The sequence below is a fragment of the Sulfitobacter sp. 15WGC genome, assembly GCF_005068605.1.
Lineage (GTDB): Bacteria > Pseudomonadota > Alphaproteobacteria > Rhodobacterales > Rhodobacteraceae > Sulfitobacter > Sulfitobacter faviae.
Genome location: NZ_SZNL01000017.1, coordinates 27244 through 47536 on the forward strand (window position 1 = coordinate 27244; position 20293 = coordinate 47536).

At 62.8% G+C, this 20293-nt stretch carries 20 protein-coding genes; 9 read left to right on the forward strand and 11 right to left on the reverse strand.

Annotation, left to right across the window (positions count from 1 at the left end; all coding sequences use genetic code 11):
* Window positions 1-40 precede the first annotated feature (40 nt).
* Window positions 41-571 (forward strand): adenine phosphoribosyltransferase, encoded by a 531-nt coding sequence (locus tag FCK22_RS14080; RefSeq protein ID WP_067267801.1) that lies wholly within the window; start codon window positions 41-43, stop codon window positions 569-571.
* Here the strand turns inward: FCK22_RS14080 and FCK22_RS14085 are convergent.
* The 10 genes from FCK22_RS14085 to coxB all read right to left on the reverse strand — a co-directional run bounded on the left by FCK22_RS14085 (window position 568) and on the right by coxB (window position 9631).
* The gene (locus FCK22_RS14085; protein ID WP_067267799.1) at window positions 568-1983 is read right to left on the reverse strand and encodes an FAD-binding oxidoreductase; all 1416 of its coding nucleotides are present in this window, start codon (window positions 1981-1983) and stop codon (window positions 568-570) included. The two genes, FCK22_RS14080 and FCK22_RS14085, sit on opposite strands and share 4 nt — an antisense overlap.
* Before the next feature lie 135 nt (window positions 1984-2118).
* The gene (locus FCK22_RS14090) at window positions 2119-2703 is read right to left on the reverse strand and encodes a GNAT family protein (protein ID WP_067267819.1); all 585 of its coding nucleotides are present in this window, start codon (window positions 2701-2703) and stop codon (window positions 2119-2121) included.
* Window positions 2700-3962 (reverse strand): pitrilysin family protein, encoded by a 1263-nt coding sequence (locus FCK22_RS14095; protein WP_067267797.1) that lies wholly within the window; start codon window positions 3960-3962, stop codon window positions 2700-2702. Before FCK22_RS14095 ends, FCK22_RS14090 begins: the two co-directional genes overlap by 4 nt.
* Complete coding sequence (thrC, locus tag FCK22_RS14100) at window positions 3959-5347, reverse strand: threonine synthase (RefSeq protein WP_067267796.1); 1389 nt, start codon at window positions 5345-5347, stop codon at window positions 3959-3961. Before thrC ends, FCK22_RS14095 begins: the two co-directional genes overlap by 4 nt.
* Before the next feature lie 4 nt (window positions 5348-5351).
* The gene (locus FCK22_RS14105) at window positions 5352-6038 is read right to left on the reverse strand and encodes an SURF1 family protein (protein WP_067267794.1); all 687 of its coding nucleotides are present in this window, start codon (window positions 6036-6038) and stop codon (window positions 5352-5354) included.
* A gap of 95 nt (window positions 6039-6133) precedes the next feature.
* Entirely contained in the window at window positions 6134-6940 is an 807-nt protein-coding gene (locus FCK22_RS14110) for a cytochrome c oxidase subunit 3 (RefSeq protein WP_067267792.1), read from the reverse strand.
* Between the two features lie 35 nt (window positions 6941-6975).
* Window positions 6976-7551, reverse strand: coding sequence for a cytochrome c oxidase assembly protein (locus tag FCK22_RS14115; RefSeq protein ID WP_067267790.1), 576 nt, complete (start codon window positions 7549-7551; stop codon window positions 6976-6978).
* The gene (locus FCK22_RS14120; RefSeq protein WP_067267789.1) at window positions 7551-7718 is read right to left on the reverse strand and encodes a cytochrome C oxidase assembly protein; all 168 of its coding nucleotides are present in this window, start codon (window positions 7716-7718) and stop codon (window positions 7551-7553) included. Before FCK22_RS14120 ends, FCK22_RS14115 begins: the two co-directional genes overlap by 1 nt.
* Entirely contained in the window at window positions 7718-8653 is a 936-nt protein-coding gene (cyoE, locus tag FCK22_RS14125) for a heme o synthase (protein ID WP_067267787.1), read from the reverse strand. Before cyoE ends, FCK22_RS14120 begins: the two co-directional genes overlap by 1 nt.
* 60 nt (window positions 8654-8713) lie before the next feature.
* The gene (gene coxB / locus FCK22_RS14130; RefSeq protein ID WP_067267785.1) at window positions 8714-9631 is read right to left on the reverse strand and encodes a cytochrome c oxidase subunit II; all 918 of its coding nucleotides are present in this window, start codon (window positions 9629-9631) and stop codon (window positions 8714-8716) included.
* 179 nt (window positions 9632-9810) lie between these two features.
* On the opposite strand from coxB, the gene tldD reads away from it, so the two are divergent.
* From tldD to FCK22_RS14160, 6 genes are all read left to right on the forward strand, one after another.
* Window positions 9811-11232 (forward strand): metalloprotease TldD, encoded by a 1422-nt coding sequence (gene tldD / locus FCK22_RS14135; protein ID WP_067267783.1) that lies wholly within the window; start codon window positions 9811-9813, stop codon window positions 11230-11232.
* Between the two features lie 96 nt (window positions 11233-11328).
* On the forward strand, window positions 11329-12483 hold the full coding sequence (gene dprA, locus FCK22_RS14140; protein ID WP_136720517.1) for a DNA-processing protein DprA: 1155 nt from the start codon (window positions 11329-11331) through the stop codon (window positions 12481-12483).
* A 243-nt stretch (window positions 12484-12726) separates the two neighbouring features.
* The gene (gene topA / locus FCK22_RS14145; protein WP_067267263.1) at window positions 12727-15396 is read left to right on the forward strand and encodes a type I DNA topoisomerase; all 2670 of its coding nucleotides are present in this window, start codon (window positions 12727-12729) and stop codon (window positions 15394-15396) included.
* Window positions 15397-15546: 150 nt separating this feature from the next.
* Window positions 15547-16134 carry a L,D-transpeptidase gene (locus FCK22_RS14150; RefSeq protein WP_067267261.1) on the forward strand — a complete coding sequence of 196 codons (588 nt, stop codon included), beginning with the start codon at window positions 15547-15549 and terminating at the stop codon, window positions 16132-16134.
* 95 nt (window positions 16135-16229) lie between these two features.
* Window positions 16230-16934, forward strand: a complete 705-nt coding sequence (locus FCK22_RS14155) for a CoA transferase subunit A (protein WP_067267259.1) — start codon at window positions 16230-16232, stop codon at window positions 16932-16934.
* A complete protein-coding gene (locus FCK22_RS14160) occupies window positions 16934-17557 on the forward strand; it encodes a CoA transferase subunit B (protein WP_067267257.1) in 624 nt (207 codons plus the stop codon). Before FCK22_RS14155 ends, FCK22_RS14160 begins: the two co-directional genes overlap by 1 nt.
* A gap of 45 nt (window positions 17558-17602) precedes the next feature.
* Here FCK22_RS14160 and FCK22_RS14165 read toward each other — a convergent pair whose 3' ends face one another.
* A complete protein-coding gene (locus FCK22_RS14165) occupies window positions 17603-18418 on the reverse strand; it encodes a lytic transglycosylase domain-containing protein (RefSeq protein WP_067267256.1) in 816 nt (271 codons plus the stop codon).
* Between the two features lie 360 nt (window positions 18419-18778).
* Here FCK22_RS14165 and FCK22_RS14170 point away from each other — a divergent pair, with 360 nt between their 5' ends.
* Complete coding sequence (locus FCK22_RS14170; RefSeq protein WP_067267255.1) at window positions 18779-18973, forward strand: hypothetical protein; 195 nt, start codon at window positions 18779-18781, stop codon at window positions 18971-18973.
* A gap of 410 nt (window positions 18974-19383) precedes the next feature.
* Window positions 19384-20244: a Flp pilus assembly protein CpaB gene (cpaB, locus tag FCK22_RS14175; RefSeq protein ID WP_067267253.1), complete on the forward strand. Its 861-nt coding sequence runs from the start codon at window positions 19384-19386 to the stop codon at window positions 20242-20244.
* Window positions 20245-20293 lie beyond the last annotated feature (49 nt).

The following is a 20293-nucleotide window of genomic DNA, read 5'->3' on the forward strand; positions in this document are numbered from 1 at the left end:
TGCGCTAAGACGGGTCCGGTCAAACACGCGGAAGGGCGGCATGAAACAGGTTCAGGACTATATTCGCACGATCGTAGATTTTCCCCATGAGGGGATCATGTTTCGTGACGTGACAACGCTTTTTGCCGATCCGCGCGGGTTTCGCATGGCGATCGACCAGATGCTGCACCCCTATGCGGGGATTGCGATTGATAAGGTCGTGGGGCTGGAGGCGCGTGGCTTTATTCTTGGCGGGGCGATTGCGCATCAGTTGAGCGTGGGTTTCGTGCCGATCCGCAAGAAGGGCAAGCTCCCCGGCACGGTGATCAGTCAGGACTATCAGCTTGAATATGGCGAGGCCATTGTCGAGCTGCATGACGATGCGATCAAACCGGGCGAGAAGGTTCTGGTTGTGGATGATCTTTTGGCCACCGGCGGCACGGCGGAGGCTGGGATCAAGCTGATTGAGCGTTTGGGCGGCGAAATCGTTTCTTGCGCCTTTATCATTGATCTGCCCGAGTTGGGCGGGCGCAAGCGGTTGGAAGCGCTTGGCAAAGAGGTCCATGCGCTCTGCGCTTTCGACGGGCTTTAAGCCCTTAGGACGGCGCCGGGGTTCATGATGCCTTGGGGGTCGAGCGCCGTTTTGATGGCGCGCATGGCGGTGAGTTTGGCGGGGTCGCCGTAGCGTTCGAGGTCGTCTACCTTGATGCGGCCCACGCCATGTTCCGCGCTGAACGACCCGCCGAGGTCGTGGACGAGGTCGTGCACCAGACGTTTCACGGCGTCGCGCTTGTCTTCGTAATCGGCGCGGCTTTTGCCCTTTGCGGGGAAGACGTTGTAGTGCAGGTTGCCGTCTCCGACATGGCCGAAACAGTTGATGCGGAAGTCGCCAAGCGCCAAGAGCGCATCGGTGGCGCGGGTGATGAATTCGGGGATCGCGCCGAGGGGCACCGAAATGTCGTGGCTGGAAACCGAGCCGATCAGGCGGTTGGCCTCGGGGATGGTTTCGCGGATGGCCCAGAAGTCTTGGGCCTGTTGGGCGTTCTGGGCGATAAGTCCGTCGGAGACGAGGCCGGCGTCGAGGGCTGCAGCGAAGAGGGCCTCTAGGGCGGCGTCGGTATCGATCTCTCCGGGGGTGCCGATGTCGATCAGGACGCACCATTGCGGGGTTTCGGCGAAGGGTTGGCGGATGTTGGGCAGGGTTTCGTTAAGGAAATCGAAACCTCTTCGGTGCATCAATTCGAAAGCGCTGATCATTTCGCCCAAGTGGTCGCGCGCGAGGGAGAGGAGCGCCAATGCGGCGGCGGGGCTCTCGACCACCATGAGTGCGGTGCCACTGCGGGCGGGGCGGGCGTAGAGCTTGAGGGCCGCGGCGGTGATCACGCCGAGGGTGCCTTCGGCGCCGATCAGCAGGTTGCGCAGATCGTAGCCGGTGTTGTTTTTGCGCAGGCGGGTCAGGCCATGCCAGATTTGGCCATCAGGCAGGACGGCTTCGAGGCCGAGACAGAGGTCGCGGGCGTTGCCGTAGCGCAGCACGCCGGTGCCGCCTGCGTTTGTCGAAAGCGTGCCGCCGATGCGCGCGGTTCCTTCGGCGGCGAGGGATAGGGGGAAGAGGCGGTTTACCTCTTCGGCGGCGGTTTGGACATCGGCGAGGATCGTGCCTGCTTCGGCAACCAATAAGTTCTCTTCGGGCAGGACGGCTCGGATGCGATTCATGCGTTCGAGGGAGAGGATGAGAGGCGCCAGGCCATCGCTGCTGATCTGGCCGCCAACAAGGCCGGTGCCGCCGCCATAGGGCACGACTGGCACGCGGGCGGCATGGGCGGCGCGGATCAGGGTGGCGACCTCTTCGGTGCTGCGCGGCAGGGCCAAAACGCCCCCCTGGCCCGCGTAGCGGCCGCGGGGTTCTTCGAGGTAGCGCTGCTCTGGGTCGCGCAGCACATCGTCTGGCAGTTGCGCGCGCAGGGTGTCGGTGAAGGCGGTGTCGGCGGGGTTCAATGTCATGGGCCTTTGATCCTGCGCGTGGCGCGCGGATGCAAGGGCAAAGCGTCGGAACGGCTGGGAGAATGCGGGGCATGAGGCGGGGCGATCATGCCCCGGCGATGCTTATGTTGTCAGCGAAGCGTTTCGCGTTGGGGCTTAGCCTACGTCCGTGCGGCCCCGCCGGTCCTTGCGCAGGGAGGCGTAGAGCACATGGGTCCGCCAGCGGCCATCGATTTGCAGATAGCTCTGCGCAACGCCTTCGTATTTGAAGCCCGCCTTTTCGAGCAGGCCGCGGGAGGCTTGGTTTTCCGGCAGGCAGGCGGCCTCAATGCGCGACAGGTCGAGCCGGGTGAAGGCCTGATGCACCGTCGCTTCGATCGCCTCGCGCATGTAGCCTTGGCGGGCGAAGGGTTCGCCCGTCCAATAGCCCAAGGTGCCGGATTGGGCCGGCCCGCGGCGGATGTTGTCGAGGGTGATCGCACCGACGAGGTTTTGATCGCTGCGCCGGATCAGGAAGAGCGGCATGGCGTTGCCTGAGGAGACCGAGCGCTGCGCCCAGTAGACACGGTTGGTGAAAGCCTTGCGGGTCAAGTGATCCTCGGCCCATGTCGGCTCCCACGGGCGCAGGTAGTCGTTGCTGGCGCGGCGCAGGGCCGCCCAGGCGCGGAAGTCGGCGTGGATCGGCGGGCGCAGGGTCAGCCGTTCCGTCTCTATCCGCAGTTTGCGTCGCCCCAGCATCAGGCGGCGCGTCGGTTGTGAAGGTCGTCCAGCGTCGGGGCGGCATCGACCGGACCGTAGAGCGCGAGAGCCGCAGGGGCTTGTGTGGCCATGCGTTCGGCGAAATCGCGCACGTCGCCGGTGGTCACCGCGTCTATCTGCGCGACTGTTTCTTCCAGCGGCGGCACGCGGTCCCAGATCTGGATCAGACGGGCAAGTCGTTCGGCACGGTTGGAGGGGCTTTCGAGCCCCATGAGCAGCCCGGCCTTCATCTGCGCACGGGCGCGGGCGACTTCGGCAGGCGACATGTCGGCGGCCGCGCGTTTCATCTCGTCGATGGTGATATTGGCCAGTTCGGGCAGTTGTTCGGCGCTGGTGCCGGCGTAGATCGTGGTCATGCCCGTGTCGGCATAGGCGCCGGCTTGGGCGAAGATCGTATAGCAAAGGCCGCGATTCTCACGAATCTCTTGGAACAGGCGCGAGGACATGCCGCCGCCCAAGGCCGAGGCATAGATCTGGGCGATGTAGATGTCGTCGGAGCGGTACCCGGGGCTCTCAAAGCCAAGCGCGAAATGGGCCTGTTCCAACTGTTTGACCTGTCGATATTCGCCGCCGCCGAAACGGGCGCTGTCGATCTGGTAGAGCGTCTTGGCGGGCATGTCGCCAAAGAGGCTTTCGGCGAGTTTGACGATTCTGTCATGGTCCACCGCACCGGCCGCCGAAAGGATCATCTGCTCGGGCCCGTAGTGATCGGCGATGAACCGTTGCAAGTCGTCACGCGAGAAGGCCGAGACCCGCTCGCTTGGCCCAAGGATCGTGCGACCGATGGGCTGATCCGGGTAGGCCTGCTCTTGCAGCCAGTCGAAAATCACATCGTCGGGCGTGTCGAGCGCTTGGCCGATCTCTTGCAGGATCACGCCGCGTTCGACTTCAACCTCCGAAGGGTCTAGCACCGGGTTGCGCAGAATGTCGGCAATCACGTCGAGGCCGAGCGCCACATCGTTTTCCAGCACGCGGGCATAATAGGCGGTGACTTCGCGCGAGGTATAGGCGTTGATATAGCCGCCCACATCCTCAATCGCCTCGGCGATTTGCAACGAGGAGCGGGTCGCGGTGCCTTTGAACGCCATATGTTCGAGGAAATGCGCGATGCCGTTTTGCTGCGGCGTCTCGTGGCGCGCGCCTGCGTTGACCCAGACGCCGATGGCGGAGGAGGCAAGCCCCTCCATATGTTCGGTGACGATGCGAAAGCCGTTGGGCAATGTGGTCTGTTGTAGGCTCACGCGGAGAGGTTTCCTTTGATATGCGCCTTGAGCGCGTCGAGGTCGTTGGACAGCCGGGTGAAACGTTCTTCCCGGTCGAAAAGGTCCGCCATGCGGGGCGGCAGGCCCGGGCGGATGCCAGTGGCGGCTTCGACCGCGTCGGGGAATTTTGCCGGATGGGCGGTGGCGAGCGTGACCATCGGCGTTGCCGGATCGCGCAGATCATCCGCGACTTTCACACCGACAGCGGAATGCGGGCAAAGCAGCTCGCCGGTGGTGCGGCGGCGGTCGGCGATGGTGGCGGTGGTTTCCTCTTCGGAGACGCGGCCCGAGCGGTAGATGTCTTGCAGCGCTTGCATCGCCCCTTGAGAGACGTCGAAACCGCCCTGCCCCAACTCGTCCATCAACTGCGCCACGGCACCGGCGTCGCGGTCATAGGCGTCAAAGAGGGCGCGTTCGAAATTCGAGGAGACCTGAATGTCCATCGAGGGGCTGATCGAGGGGGTCACGCTCCCCTTATGATAGCCTTGGCCCGAGAGGCAGCGGTGCAGGATGTCGTTCTGGTTGGTGGCGACGACCAGATCGGCGATGGGCAGGCCCATGCGCTTGGCGATATAGCCCGCGAAGATGTCGCCGAAATTGCCGGTGGGCACGGTGAAGCTGACCTCACGCAGGGGCGCGCCAAGGCTGGTGGCGGCGGTGAAGTAATAGACCACCTGCGCCAGCACCCGGCCCCAGTTGATCGAGTTCACGCCCGCCAGCCGCACGGAATCGCGGAAGTCGAAATCGTTGAACATGTCCTTAAGGCGCGCTTGGCAATCGTCGAAATCACCGTCGATGGCCAGCGCGTGCACGTTGGATTCCGCAGGCGTGGTCATCTGGCGGCGCTGCACGTCAGACACCCGGCCATGGGGGTAAAGGATGAAGACATCGACATTGTCGAGCCCCTTGAAGGCTTCGATCGCGGCGGAGCCGGTGTCACCCGAGGTGGCGCCCACGATGGTCACCCGCTCGCCCTTGCGGCCCAAGGCGGCTTGGAACATCTGGCCGATGAGCTGCATGGCGAAGTCTTTGAACGCCAGTGTCGGCCCGTGGAAGAGTTCCAGCAGGAAGTGGTTCGGGGCGAGTTGCACCATCGGCGCGCGGGCGGAGTGGCCGAAGCCTGCGTAAGCGCGGGCGATGATGGCGCGGAATTCGTCGTCGGTGAAAGTGTCACCGATGAAGGGGCGCATGACGGTGAAGGCCACCTCTTCGTAGCTTTGGCCCTGCATGGCCGCGATCTGTTCCGCGCTCAGCGTCGGGATCGTTTCGGGGACGTAGAGGCCGCCGTCACGGGCAAGGCCGGTCAGCATCGCCTCTTCGAAGGACAGAACAGGGGCGGAGCCACGGGTAGAGATATAGCGCATAGGGTCAGTCGACTTTCGGCGTTGCAGGGGCGCGGCGGCGGCGCAGGAAAAGGACGGTCATCGCCAGCCAGATGGCGGCGAGGGAAAACCAGGTGATCGCATATTGCAAGTGATCGTTGGGGATGCGGGCGGTATCGACGGGCAGCGGGGTGATCTTTGGGTCCGGCCCGGTGCCTTCGCGCATGACAATCAAAAGCGGTTCGGTGTCGAGGGTTTCGGCCATGAGTTCAACATCGCGGGCGAACCAGATGTTGCGATCCATGTCGGCCTCGGGCGTGAAACTGTCGACTTCCTGAGGCCATTGCAGGTTGCCGGTCAGGGTGGCGGTGCCTGCGGGGGCGATAGCGTCTTTGTTCGATGTGGCGGTAAAGCCGAGGTCGATGAGCACGCGCCGCCCGCTTTCCAGCGCCATAGGCGCGATGACGCGGTAGCCCGCCCCTTTCTGCTTTTGGCTGACCAGCACATGCAGCGCCTGCGCCCCGATCTCTCCGCTGACGGTGACGGGCAGATAGGCGTCGGCCTCCGGGTCAGGATCGGCGGGCAAGGCGACGGGCGCGGCGGCGATGCGGTTGTTGATGTCGGCGATGATCGCCTCTTTCCACGCCAGCCGCTGCACCTGCCAGACCCCGAGTGCGACGAGGATGGCTGCCCCGCCAAGGCCGACGATGATGAAGAACAGGCTGCGCCGCATTCGAATCTCTCTGGCTGAAACGACAAACGCGCGAAGAGGGCTTCGCGCGTTTGGGTTTTACGGGTGTGGGGCGCGGATGCAACCCCGCCCTATGGTCAGGGCTGGCCCCACATGTAGACGGCGAAGAAGAGGAACAGCCAGACCACGTCAACGAAGTGCCAGTACCACGCTGCCGCCTCGAAGCCGACATGGCGTTCGGGGGTGAAGTGGCCGCGCATGGCGCGCAGCAGGCAGACGAAGAGGAAGATCGTGCCGATGATCACGTGGAAACCGTGGAAGCCGGTCGCCATGAAGAAGCTGGAGAAATACATGTCGCCGCCGAATGTCCAATCGTCATGGACCAGCAGCTCGTAGTATTCGTAGGCTTGCAGCGCGGTGAAGAGCACGCCGAGGATCACCGCGATGGTCAGGCCCGAGATCAGGTCTTTGCGGTTGTTCTCATGCGCCAGCGCGTGGTGCGCCCATGTCACGGCACAGCCCGACAGCAGCAGGACCAGCGTGTTGATCAGCGGCAGGTGGAAAGCGTCAACCGCGTGAATCTCGGGCTGGACGTATTCCGTGCCGACATATTCATACATCGGGTAGAGGGCCTGTTTGAAGAAGGACCAGAACCACGCGACGAAGAACATCACTTCAGACATGATGAAGAGGATGAAGCCATAGCGCAGGCCGATCCGCACCACGCCGGTGTGATCGCCCACTTCGCTTTCCGAGACGACTTCGGCCCACCAGCCGAACATGACGTAGAGGGTGGCGACCAGACCGCCCAAGAAGACGAAGGGCGTCATCCCGTGCATCCACATGACGGCACCCGCCAGCATGACAAATCCGCCTACCGACCCCAGCAGCGGCCAGGTCGAGGGGGGGAGAATATGGTAGTCGTGGTTTTTTGCATGGGCCATGGTTGCGGGTCCCTCACCTTTGTTCAATCAGGTCGTTAATTGGTTGTTGTGGCGCTGACCTGATCAAGGGCGGCATAGCCCTCGGGCAGGTCAATTTCGTAGAATGTATAGGACAGAGTGATGGTATGTACAAACTTCCCATCACGGTCTTCGACCATTTCCGGGTCGACGAAGAAGCTCACCGGCATCTGCACACGCTCGCCCGGGGCCAGCACCTGTTCGGTAAAGCAAAAGCAGTCGATCTTCTCGAAGAAGGCCCCGGCGGTATAGGGGGTGACGTTATAGCTCGCCTGCCCTGCCACCGGTTTGTCGGTCGGGTTGTAAGCCTCGTAGAAGGCCAACCCGGTCTCGCCGATGCGGACTTCCATTTCGCGCACCACGGGTTTGAACTCCCACGGCATGCCGTCATTGAGGGAGCCGTCGAACCGCACCTTGACCGTCTGATCCAGCACATCGGCGCTGGCGGCAGAGACCTGCCCCGGCGTGCCGCCAAAGCCGGTGACGCGGCAGAACCAGTCGTAAAACGGCACCGACGCCCAGGCGAGCCCGCCCATGAGCACCACCACGCCGACGGTTTGCATCACTGTTTTCTGAGGACCGGAAAGCGCCATTACTGTGTCACCTCGCGTTGCTCCGGGGGGAGTTCGAAATCGGTCTGGGTGATCTTGACGTAGGTCAGCGCCATGATCAGCACCACGAAGGCGCCCAGCATCAGGCCCACGCCGATGTTGCGGCCACGGCGGCGGTCGTGCAGCTCATGCTCGGGTCGGATGCCCATTACCAGCCTCCCAAGCCAAAGGTGCGCAGGGCCGCTTCGCCCAAGATCGCGCCGAAGTGCAAGAAGAGATAGGCCAGCGACAGGCGGAAGAACTTGCGCTCTTCGGCATAGTCGTCACCCTCGGCCATGACCTCATCCCGCTTCCAGATGCGGTAGGCGCCCAAGAGGAAGGCCGCGTTCAGCACCAGCGCCACGGCGAAATAGAAGATGCCGCCGATGGCCGTGAAGGCCGTACCAATGGCCAGAGCAGCCAGAAGGACGGTGTAGACGAAGATATGCAGCCGCGTGGCCGGGCGGCCATGGGTCACGGTCAGCATCGGCACCTTGGCGTCGTCGTAGTCCGAGCGCATGAAGAGCGCCAGCGCCCAGAAATGCGGCGGTGTCCACATGAAGATCAGCGCGAACATCAGCCATGCCTCGACCGAGAAGCTGCCCGTGGCGGCGACCCAGCCGATCACCGGTGGGAAGGCCCCCGCGGCGCCGCCGATGACGATGTTCTGCGGCGTCAGACGCTTGAGCCACATGGTATAGAAAACGGCATAGAAAAGGATGGTGAAGAGCAGCATCCCGCCCGCCAGCAGGTTGGTCGCCAGTGCCAGCATCATCACCGACAGACCCGAGAGCGCAACGCCAAGCGTCAGCGCCTCACCGGGCTGGACCCGGCCCGAGGGGATCGGGCGCCCGCGCGTGCGGCGCATCACCGCGTCGATATCGGCGTCCCACCACATATTCAGCGCGCCCGAGGCACCGCCGCCGATGGCGATGAACAAGATCGCGCAAAAGCCGATGACGGGATTGACCGAAACCGGCGCGGCCAACAGCCCCACGAAGGCCGTGAAGACGACCAGCGACATGACGCGCGGCTTCAGCAGGGCGAAGTAATCCCCCAGCTGCGCGTCGTATTCACTTGTTGGCGTATTGGTGATGTCAGTCATCCCGAACCTTCCAAGGGTAAACACGGGGCACGGGCCTGCGCCCTGCCCCGTGGAACTGGCTTACTTAGAGGCGACGGTCAGCGGCTGTTCGATGCCAGCATATTCCGCCTTGGCGTTGCCAAGCCATTCCGCATAGGCCTCTTCCGAAACCACTTTGACGGTGATCGGCATATAGGCGTGGGCCTGACCGCAAAGCTCGGAACATTGGCCAAAGTAGACGCCCTCTTGCTCGGCGGTGAACCACAGTTCGGCCAGACGGCCCGGCACGCCATCCTGTTTCACGCCGAAGGCGGGGATTGTCCAAGAGTGGATCACGTCGCTGGCGGTCACCTGCACGACGATGGTCTTGCCCACGGGGATCACGACGGATGTGTCGGTGGCCAGCAGGAAGTCGTCGCGGCTGTAGCCTTCGTCTTCGAGCTTGGCGACCATCGCGTCATCCAGCACGAAGGGGGTCACGTCCTCATCGCCGTCGCCCAGCGTCGCCGGGGCGCCGATCATGTAGCTGTCAAAGGCGATCTCTTCGTCGACATATTCATAGGTCCAGTACCACTGGTTGCCGATGGCCTTGATCGTGATGTCCGCCTCGGGGATTTCCTGCTGGCGGAACAGGATCGGCAGCGAATAGGCACCGATCAGCACAAGAATGAGAATCGGCCCGATGGTCCAAGCGATCTCGATCGGGGTGTGGTGGGTGAAGGACGAGGGGTTCGGGTTCCGCTTTTTGTTGTAGCGGATCATGACCCAGACGATCAGACCCGTCACGAAGACGGTGATCGCCGTGATGATCACGAGAATCAGGTAATCGAGATCGTGGATATCCCGCGCCAATTCGGTAACGGCGGGTTGAAAGCCTGTCTCGCCGTCAACAGGTCTGCCGATGACATCAAGCCCGTCAATGCGCAGGCTGTCCTGTGCCAATGCAGGCAGGGCGGCAAGGCTGGTCAAAAGACCGGAAAGGGGGAGTAGATGTTTCATATGTCGTCCTGATCTTGTGACCATTAAGAAGCCGATAAGCACCCCAAACCGCGGCTGCGATCCGGTGCCGTTGTAATCCTGGGTGCTTACAATCATATTCTGCCTACAAGATAAAGTCACATGCTTGCGTCATAGAGCCGCGCGAGACAGTTTTGTGACAGCAAGCAAGGATACCCCCGATGAGCCGCGCGCATTTCACCCCCTTCGAGGCCGATCTGGACCGAGAAACCGCTCTGAGCGTGCTGCGCGAGGCCGTGGCCGGTGCCGATGACGGGGAATTGTTCCTCGAACGCCGCCGTTCAGAGGCGCTGGTTTTCGACGACGGACGCCTCAAAACCGCAAGCTATGACGCCGCCGAGGGCTTTGGCCTGCGCGCCGTGCGCGGTGAGGTGGCAGGCTACGCCCATTCGACCGAGCTGAGCGAGGCCGCCCTGCGCCGCGCGGCGGAAACGGCGCGGCTGGCGGTGGGCGATGGCGGCGGCACTTGGGCGGATGCGCCTCAGGCCAGCAACACGCGTCTCTATACGGACGAAGACCCGATCGCGGGCCACGCCTTCCCGGTCAAGGTCGATACCCTGCGCGAGATCGACGCCTATGCCCGCAGCCTCGATTCCCGCGTGGTACAGGTGAGCGCCACGATCGCCGCCAGCATTCAAGAAGTCGAGATTCTCCGCCCCGAAGGACATTCGGTGCGCGACGTGCGCCCGATGACGCGGGTCAATGTCTCGGTCATTGTCGAGCAGGAAGGCCGCCGCGAAAGCGGCGGGGTCGGCGGCGGCGGGCGGATCGGCCTCGACGGTATGCTGGCCCCCGAAGATTGGCAGGCCAAGGTCCGCGAAGCCCTGCGCATCGCCTGTGTGAACCTTGAAGCCGTCCCTGCGCCCGCGGGCGTGATGGACGTGGTGCTTGGCCCCGGCTGGCCCGGCATTCTGCTGCACGAAGCTATCGGCCACGGGCTTGAGGGCGATTTCAACCGCAAGGGCTCCAGCGCCTTCGCCGGGCTGATGGGCCAACAGATCGCCGCCAAGGGCGTGACCGTGCTGGATGACGGCACGATCCCCGACCGGCGCGGCTCAATCTCAGTCGATGACGAGGGCACCCCCTCGGCGCGCAATGTGCTGATCGAAGATGGCGTGCTGGTCGGCTATATGCAGGACCGTCAGAACGGGCGGCTCATGAGCGGCGCCTCGACCGGGAACGGGCGGCGGCAGTCCTATGCGCATATCCCGATGCCGCGCATGACCAACACCTATATGCTGGGCGGCGAGGCGGCCCCGGGCGATATCGTGGCTGATCTCAAGGACGGGATCTATGCCGTGGGCTTCGGCGGCGGGCAGGTGGATATCACCAATGGTAAATTCGTCTTCTCCTGCACCGAGGCCTACCGTGTGCAGAACGGCAAGATCGGCGCGCCGGTCAAAGGCGCCACGTTGATCGGCGATGGGGCCACGGCCTTGCAAAAGATCCGCGCCATCGGCAATGACCCGACGCTCGACCCCGGCATGGGCAACTGTGGCAAACAGGGGCAATGGGTGCCGGTGGGTGTGGGCCAGCCCACTTTGATGATCGGCGGGCTGACCGTCGGCGGGGCTGCGACCTGACAGCACGCTGGGGTTGAATCAAATACGCGGGGAAATGTTCATAGGTTGTTAAGCACTAAATCCTATACCTGATTCTGCAACGGACGGAGTTTCGGGATGACTGACAAGGACCTACATCCTTCTTCCACTCACCCCCCACTCCCACCCACCCAGGAAGATGAACAGTTTGCCCGGCTTCGTCTGTTGCGCTCTCGCCGCGTGGGTATTTCGACCTATCGCCGCCTGCTGGATGAACATGGCTCTGCCCAAGAGGCGCTGAAGGCGCTGCCGGAAGTCGCGCGTGCCGCCGGGATATCAGACTACCGCATCTGCCCCGAAGGGGTGGTTCAGGCGGAACTCAACGCCGCCCGCCGCGCCGGGGCCCGGCTACTGGTTGAGGGGGAGGCACCCTACCCGCGCCTGCTCAGCGACCTTCCCGATGCGCCGCCCTTCCTATGGCTGATCGGCGACCCGGCATTGCTGGGCCGTCCGATGATCTCCCTCGTGGGCGCGCGAAACGCCTCTTCGCTTGGGCTGCGCATGGCCCGCAACCTCGCCGCCGAACTGGGGGAAGCTGGGTTAGTCGTGGTCTCCGGCCTTGCTCGGGGCATCGACGCGGCGGCGCATGAGGCTGCATTGCCCCGCGGCACCATCGCCGTGCAGGCGGGCGGGGTCGACATTATATACCCTAATGAGAACACTGCGCTGGCCGGTCAAATTGCCGCGCAGGGGCTGCGTTTGTCAGAGCAACCGATGGGGCTGCAACCGATGGCGCGGCACTTCCCTCGCCGCAATCGCATCATCTCGGGCCTGAGCCGTGCAACGGTGGTGGTTGAGGCGGCGGCCCGCTCGGGCAGTTTAATCACCGCCCGCGATGCGCTGGATCAGGGCCGCGACGTGCTTGCGGTCCCCGGCCATCCGATGGACGCCCGCGCGGCAGGCTGCAACATGCTAATCCGCGACGGCGCGGTGCTGGTGCGCTCTGCCGCGGATGTGTTGGAGGTTTTGCCGGAGGGGGGAGCTCACACCCCGCCACCCCGCAGAAAGCCCCCCGCGGCCCCGCGCCCGGAATCGCCGCCGCGAAACCAAAGCCCTGTCGCGAAGCTCCATGCGCAGATCCTCTCTCGTCTCGGCCATGCGCCGGTTGCGGAGGATCAATTGATCCGCGACCTGCAAGTGCCGAGTAGCGATGTCGCCCCCGCGCTCCTCGATCTTGAGATGGAGGGGGAAATTCAGCGCCAACCCGGCGGGCTGCTCAGCCGCTCTGCCTGACGCCGCGAAGGAGCGCGGCCCGGTTAAAGCGCCGCGAAACCGGGGACCAACCGGGGGGCAGTTGGTCGGGCCAAGCAAGCCTCGAATGCCGAGGGTCGATGCCGCCGAAATGGCCCATCCGGCCTGCGAAACCGCTGCGCCGCAAATCCGCGATACGCAGCAGCTGCATTGACAAACACCCCTGCAATCCCACATGAGACAGCGCAAAGCCGCCCCCGTTTTTGATCTAAGGTGCCTGTATTTATGCCCGTCGTCGTCGTCGAATCCCCAGCCAAGGCCAAAACGATCAACAAATATCTGGGCGACGATTACACCGTTCTCGCCTCTTACGGCCATGTCCGTGACCTGCCGCCAAAAGACGGCTCGGTCGACACTGACGCCGATTTCGACATGAAATGGGAGGTCGCCAGCGACAGCAAGAAACACGTCAAAGCCATCGCCGACGCGCTGGCCCAAGACAACGCATTGATCCTCGCGACTGACCCCGACCGCGAGGGCGAGGCGATCAGCTGGCACCTGCAAGAGGCGCTGACCAAGCGCAAATCGATCAAGAAGGACACGCCGGTGAGCCGCGTGGTCTTCAACCAGATCACCCAAAAGGCGGTGACCGAGGCGATGCAGAACCCGCGTCAGGTCGACATGCCGCTGGTCGAGGCCTATCTCGCCCGCCGCGCACTGGACTATCTGGTGGGGTTCAACCTCTCCCCCGTGCTTTGGCGCAAACTGCCCGGCGCGAAATCCGCGGGCCGCGTGCAATCGGTCACCCTGCGCCTCATCGTCGAGCGCGAGATGGAGATCGAGGCGTTTCGCGCCCGGGAATACTGGTCGGTAAAGGCGCTGCTCGCCACCCCGCGCGGTCAGGAATTCGAGGCCCGCCTCGTCTCGCTGGCCGGAAACAAGCTCGAACGTTTCGATCTGGCTGACGCCACACAGGCCGAGATGGCGGTGCAGGCGATCACCTCCCGCGCGCTGAAGGTGATGAATGTCGAGGCGAAACCGGCCAGCCGCAACCCCTCGGCCCCCTTCATGACCTCGACCCTGCAACAGGAGGCCAGCCGCAAGTTTTCGATGGGCGCGCGCCAGACCATGTCGACCGCGCAGCGTCTCTACGAGGCCGGCCACATCACTTACATGCGGACCGACGGCATCGACATGGCGCCCGAGGCCGTCTCCATGGCGCGCGACGCGATCAAGGACCGTTTTGGCGCGGATTACGTGCCGAAAGAGCCGCGCATCTACAAGAACAAGGCGAAGAACGCGCAGGAAGCCCACGAATGTATCCGCCCGACGGATATGACCAAGGACGCCAAAGCGCTGAAGCTCGACGCCGATCAGGCGAAACTCTATGATCTGATCTGGAAACGCACCCTCGCCTGCCAGATGGAAAGCGCCCGGCTGGAACGCACCACCGTCGAGATCGGCAGCGACGATGCGCAGGTCGGCCTGCGCGCCAACGGTCAGGTCGTGCTCTTCGACGGTTTCCTGCGGGTCTACGAGGAAGGCCGCGACGATGTGGTTGATGAGGACGACAAGCGCCTGCCGCAGATCCATCAGGGCGATGCGATGGACAAGCGCAGCGTCACGCCCGAGCAGCATTTCACCCAGCCCCCGCCGCGCTACACCGAGGCGACGCTGGTCAAGAAGATGGAAGAGCTCGGCATCGGCCGCCCCTCGACCTATGCCAGCATCGTCACCACGATTCAGGACCGCGAATATGTTCGCAAGGATGGCAACCGCCTGATCCCCGAGGATAAGGGCCGTCTGGTGACCGCCTTTCTTGAAAACTACTTCCGCCGCTACATCGGCTATGACTTCACCGCCGATCTGGAAGACCAACTCGATAAGGTCAGCGCCGGGGATGCTGCCTATAAAGAAGTGCTGCGCCGCTTCTGGCGCGATTTCTCGGCCGCCATCGCCGAGACATCCGAGCTGCGCATTACCGAAGTGCTGGAAAAGATTAACGAGGTGCTGGAGCCGCATCTCTTCCCGCCCACCGAAGACGGCAGCGACCCGAGGCTTTGCCCCAATTGCGAGATTGGCCGCCTGTCGATGCGCACCGCGCGCTCGGGCGGCGCCTTCATCGGCTGCTCGAACTACCCCGAATGCCGCTACACCCGCCCCTTCGGCCCGCCAGACCCGGAGGCCGAAGCCTCGGCCATTCCGCCCGACGGCAAGCTTCTAGGTGAGGATCAGGGCGACGAAATCCGCGTCTTCAAGGGCCGCTTCGGGCCCTACGTTCAACGCGGCCCGGTGACGGAAGAAAACAAGAAGCCCCCGCGCCAGTCGATCCCCAAGGATTGGGTGCCCGAGGATCTGACGCTGGAACAGGGCGTGATGCTCCTGTCGCTCCCGCGTGAGATCGGCCCCCACCCCGAGGATGGCGTCATGGTCTGGGCCAACATCGGGCGCTATGGGCCTTACATCAAACACGCCGAAAGCACCTCGCACCGGGGCGGCACCAATGCCAATCTCGAAGGCATCGATGAGGTTTGGACCGTCGGCATGAACCGCGCCGTGCAGTTGTTGGCCGAGAAAGTCGCCAGCCGCGGTGGCCGGGGCAAGGCCGCGAAACCGATCCGCGAGATGGGCGAGCACCCGGATATGGGCGGCGCGGTCAACGTCATGGAGGGCAAATACGGGCCTTATGTGAAATGGGAAAAGGTCAACGCCACGATCCCGAAGGAGATCGAACCGGCAGACCTGACCATGGAGCGCGCGGTGGAGTTGATCGAAGAGAAGCTCGCCAAATCCCCCGCCAAACGCAAAGCGGCGACGAAGAAGGCACCGGCCAAGAAGACGGCAGCCAAGAAGCCCGCGGCGAAAAAGACGTCCACCAAAAAGGCCCCGGCAAAGACGGCGGCCAAGAAACCCGCGGCCAAGAAAACAACCGCGAAAAAAGCCGACAGCGCGTAAGCCGCGCCTAGGCACAGCAACCGCGCCGGGGGTCGGCGTGGTTCCGCCTGCGGCCTGCCTTTATATCCGGCATCATGAATATGTGATTTGCCATTCCCCTTCGATTTTCGGATCAGGGGCGGCGGCAAGACCACTATGAAAGGCAGATCAATGTCAGGCATGAAATTCACCCGGCGCGGGCTGATCGCCGCAAGCGGCGCGGCGCTGATGACGCCGCAGATCCTGCGCGCGCAGGAACCCGGCCAAGCGCCCCGCGAATATTCCGCCGAACCTCCGGTGTCGCGCAACACGTCGAGCTTTGCCACCCAGCGTTGGCAGGACCATTTCGACAGCCTTGGCAAAGGCGCGATCGTAGCCGACACCACCAGCCGCGCCCTGCATTACTGGAGCGCGGACGGTCAGACCTATAAGGTCTACCCTACCTCCGTGCCCGCCACCGAAGAGCTGACCAAGCGCGGCTACACCGAGATCGTGCGCAAGAAGGAAGGCCCCGACTGGACGCCCACCGCCTCGATGATGGAGCGCTTTCCGCATTACAAATACATGCCGCCGGGCCCCGACAACCCGCTCGGCACCCATGCGATGTACCTCAGCTGGCCCGCCTATATCATTCACGGCACCCATGACACGCGCAAGATCGGGCGGCGGTCCTCGGACGGTTGCATCGGGCTTTATAACGAGAAGATCGAAGAGCTTTTCGGCCTCTGCCCCGTGGGCACGCAGGTGCGCATCATCTGACCTTCCGGGCGGCCTTTCCTGCGTAGCACCACGTAATTGACACTGCCCCGACGCAGGGTCACATATGGCGCAGCGAAACTGTAGGGAGGTCGCCCGTGAACAAAATCTATGGATCCGCCGCCGAGGCGCTGGAAGGCGTTCTGTCGGATGGCATGCTGATCGCCGCCGGGGGCTTTGGCCTTTGCGGCATTCCGGAATTGCTGTTGCAGGCGATCAAGGAAAACGGGGCCAAAGACCTCACCTTTGCGTCGAACAATGCGGGCGTCGATGACTTCGGCATCGGCATTCTGCTGCAATCGCGGCAGGTGAAGAAGATGATCTCCTCCTATGTGGGGGAGAATGCCGAGTTCATGCGCCAGTATCTCTCGGGCGAACTTGAGCTCGAATTCAACCCTCAGGGCACATTGGCCGAGCGCATGCGCGCGGGTGGTGCGGGCATCCCGGGTTTCTACACCAAGACCGGCGTCGGCACCCAGATCGCCGAGGGCAAGGAAGTGAAACAGTTCCACGGCGAGGATTACATCCTCGAAGAGGGCATCTTTGCCGATCTGTCGATCGTGAAAGCGTGGAAGGCCGATGACACCGGCAACCTCGTCTTCCGCAAGACCGCGCGCAACTTCAACCCGCCCGCGGCCATGTGCGGCAAGGTCTGCATCGTCGAGGTCGAAGAGATCGTCCCCCGCGGCAGCCTCGACCCCGACCACATCCACCTGCCGGGCATCTACGTGCATCGCATCATTCAAGGCGAGCATGAGAAACGCATCGAGAAGGTCACGACACGCAAGCGGGAGGACGCATAATGCCTTGGGATAGAGATCAGATGGCGGCGCGGGCCGCAGAGGAACTCGAAGACGGCATGTATGTGAACCTCGGCATCGGTATCCCGACGCTGGTGGCGAATTACGTCGGCGATAAGGACATCACCCTTCAGTCCGAGAACGGCATGCTGGGCATGGGCCCCTTCCCTTACGAGGGCGAGGAAGACCCCGACCTGATCAACGCTGGCAAGCAGACCATTACCGAGTTGAGCCGCACCGCCTATTTCGACAGCGCCATGTCCTTTGGCATGATCCGCGGCGGCAAGATCGCAGCGGCGATCCTCGGCGCCATGGAAGTGGCCGAGAACGGCGATCTGGCGAACTGGATGATCCCCGGCAAGCTCGTCAAGGGCATGGGCGGCGCGATGGACCTCGTGGCCGGTGTCCGCAAGGTCATCGTGGTGATGGACCACCAGAACAAGGCCGGTGACTCGAAGGTGCTGAAAGAATGCACCCTGCCGCTGACCGGCAAGGGTGTGGTCGACCGGATCATCACCAACCTCGGTGTGCTCGATGTGGTCGAAGGTGGCTTGAAGATCGTCGAATGCGCCGATGGCGTGACCGAGGACGAGCTGCGCGCCGCGACCCAAGCGACCATCGTTTGAGAAAACAGCCCTCGGCGGCATCCGCCGGGGGCATGCCCGTCGCGCTCAGTTCATCGCGGCAAAAACGCAGCCATCGCTGATCAGTTCCGGCGGTGTTAGGCAAAGCCCCTGCGCCACTTGAAACGCCGCCAGCACCTTGGGCACATAGTCGCGCGTCTCGGCAAAAGGCGGCACGCCCGCATGTTTGCGCACCGACCCCTCCCCCGCGTTATAACCCGCAAGCACGAGAATCGGATCGCGGTCGAACTCCCCCATCAGCCAGTCGAGGTATTTGACCCCGCCCGAGATATTCTCGGCCGCGACCATACTGTCGCGCACACCAAAACGGGCGGCGGTATCGGGCATCAGTTGCATCAGGCCAGCCGCCCCCGCCCGGCTGACCGCATCGGCGCGGCCTGCGGATTCCACGCTGATCACCGCCAGCACCAGCGCCGGAGAGACATTCGTACCAACCGTAGCGCGCAGGATATCCACCCCATTGCTGCGCGCGATATCCTGCAGATGCTGCAAACGCGGCGCGGGGACTTGACCGCCGGAAAGCGCCGCCATCGCGGGCGCCAACCGCCCTGCCCCGCTCCGCTCAGCCGCTGGAGAGATTTTATCCCAGAACCAATCGAACTGCCCGGCATTCAAAGGCGCAATCGCGCCGCTCGGGGTCGCGGCGACCGCGGGGCCTGCGTCCACCTCCGCCGCTGCCGCGGCGCGGGCCGCCGGATCGATTTGCACCGTGATGCGTTTGGCCCCCTTCTTGGGCGGGCCGACCCGTTTGGCCGAGAACTCAGGGAACGGTTTCGGCCCTTCTGCCATGGCGGCAGGGGCCATAAGAGCCGTGACCAGCGAGAATGCCAATATGCGATACATGCCTGCTCTACCTTGCGTCTAACGCGCCTTTGCGCGGCAATATCACACGAATCGTGGAATCGGGCCAGCGTTTGAGGCGGGGGATCATGGCAATTTCGCCGCAATTGCGGTGTTCGACGGTGGGAAAGCGCAGGCGGAAGACCCGATACGAGAATTAAAACGACTATAAACAGAGAGTTAACATGTTTCCGCAAGAAAAACGCGGACAGTCTGGAAAAGGCACGTTTGCTGCCAAATTCGCGCCCCAATCTGACGGCTATATAGGGTCATACCAAGTCGGACAGCTTCAAATGAGAGAGCGAGGCAAACCGGACGGCGAGGTTAAGACCTTTTACTCAGTGATCCTTGGAGGGACATGACATGATGAACTTTATCAAAAACTTCCGCAAAGACGAAGACGGTGCCGTGACAGTTGACTGGGTCGTTCTGACCGCTGCGATCGTTGGCCTGGCCATTGTTGCGTTCAACACAATCGGTGACAACGTCGAAACAATGTCGGACAATATCGCCACAGACATCACTAACTTCGAAACAACAGCTGACCGCAGCAACTAATCGCTAGTTGAGCGAAATCTAATCATTAGGGCCGCACCTCCAGCCGGGAGCGGCCCCTTTTGTCTTCAAACTAGGCACGAAGCTTCTTAGGAAAAAAACCTTATGCGCCGCGCCCTTCACTATTTTTTACGCAGTCAATCTGGTGCCATCACTGTAGATTGGCTTGTCCTGACCGCCGGGCTGGCCGGCCTAGCGATCCTAGCGCTGAGCCTGTTCTCCGACAGCCTAGACGTACTTGTTGAATATATCCGGGTAAAGCTCACAACTTGAGCCATCTAATGCCGCGATGCACTAGGCCAAAGTCCTTCCCGTCGCCCCCACACAGACCAATTCTCGCCATAATCGGCAGCTAACTTTCTGGGGTGATCAAAGCGAGCCGAGATTCGCTTCCATAGCAAAGAGGTAACATCATGCGAGCCGTATTCGGATTGGTTCTTTTGGTAGGTGTCGCACTTGCCGGCGGCGCCGTTTATCTGGCGAAAGACCGGATTTCACAGTATCAAGCCGCCAACGCGCAAGCCCAAGCCGCGCTGGCGCAGGTCGTGCCAACGAAAACCGTTTGGGTGGCCGACAAGCCCTTGAAATACGGGCAGCCCCTCACCCGCGAGGACGTTCGTGCGGTGAAATGGCCTGAGAATGCCATTCCCGAGGGCAGTTTCGTCGAAGAAATCGCCCTTTTCCCGGAGAACACCAAAGAACAACGCATCGTGCTGCGCAACATCGAGAAAGATGAAGCGATCATGGCCGTCAAGGTGACCGAGCCGGGCGAAGATTCCGGTCTCACCTCCCGTTTGGCCCGCGGCACGCGTGCCTTCACCATCAAAGTCGACGTCTCTAGCGGCGTTTCGGGCTTCCTGCGCCCCGGGGACCGGGTTGACGTCTATTGGACGGGCCGCGTGAACGTGGGCAACCAATCCAGCAACGGCGATGTGACCAAGCTGATCGAATCTGGCGTGCAACTGATCGCCATCGACCAGAGCGCCGATGCGCTGGTGATGGAAGAAGCCTCGATCGCCAAGACAGTGACGGTGGCCGTAAAGCCGCAACAGGTGGCCGCCCTTGCCCAGGCACAATCTACCGGCAAACTCTCCCTCGCTCTCGTCGGCACGAATGACGACACCGTGGCCGAGGCCATCGAAGTCGACCAACGTTCGCTTCTGGGAATCGAGGCGCAAGAGACCATCGCCGAAGTAACCAAAGAGAAGGTTTGCACGATCCGCACCCGCCGCGGGGCTGAGGTGGTCGAACTGCCGATCCCCTGCACAAACTGACCTGAAAACAACCTCTTGCTAAGTTAATGAAGGCGCCGCACCCCCCCTG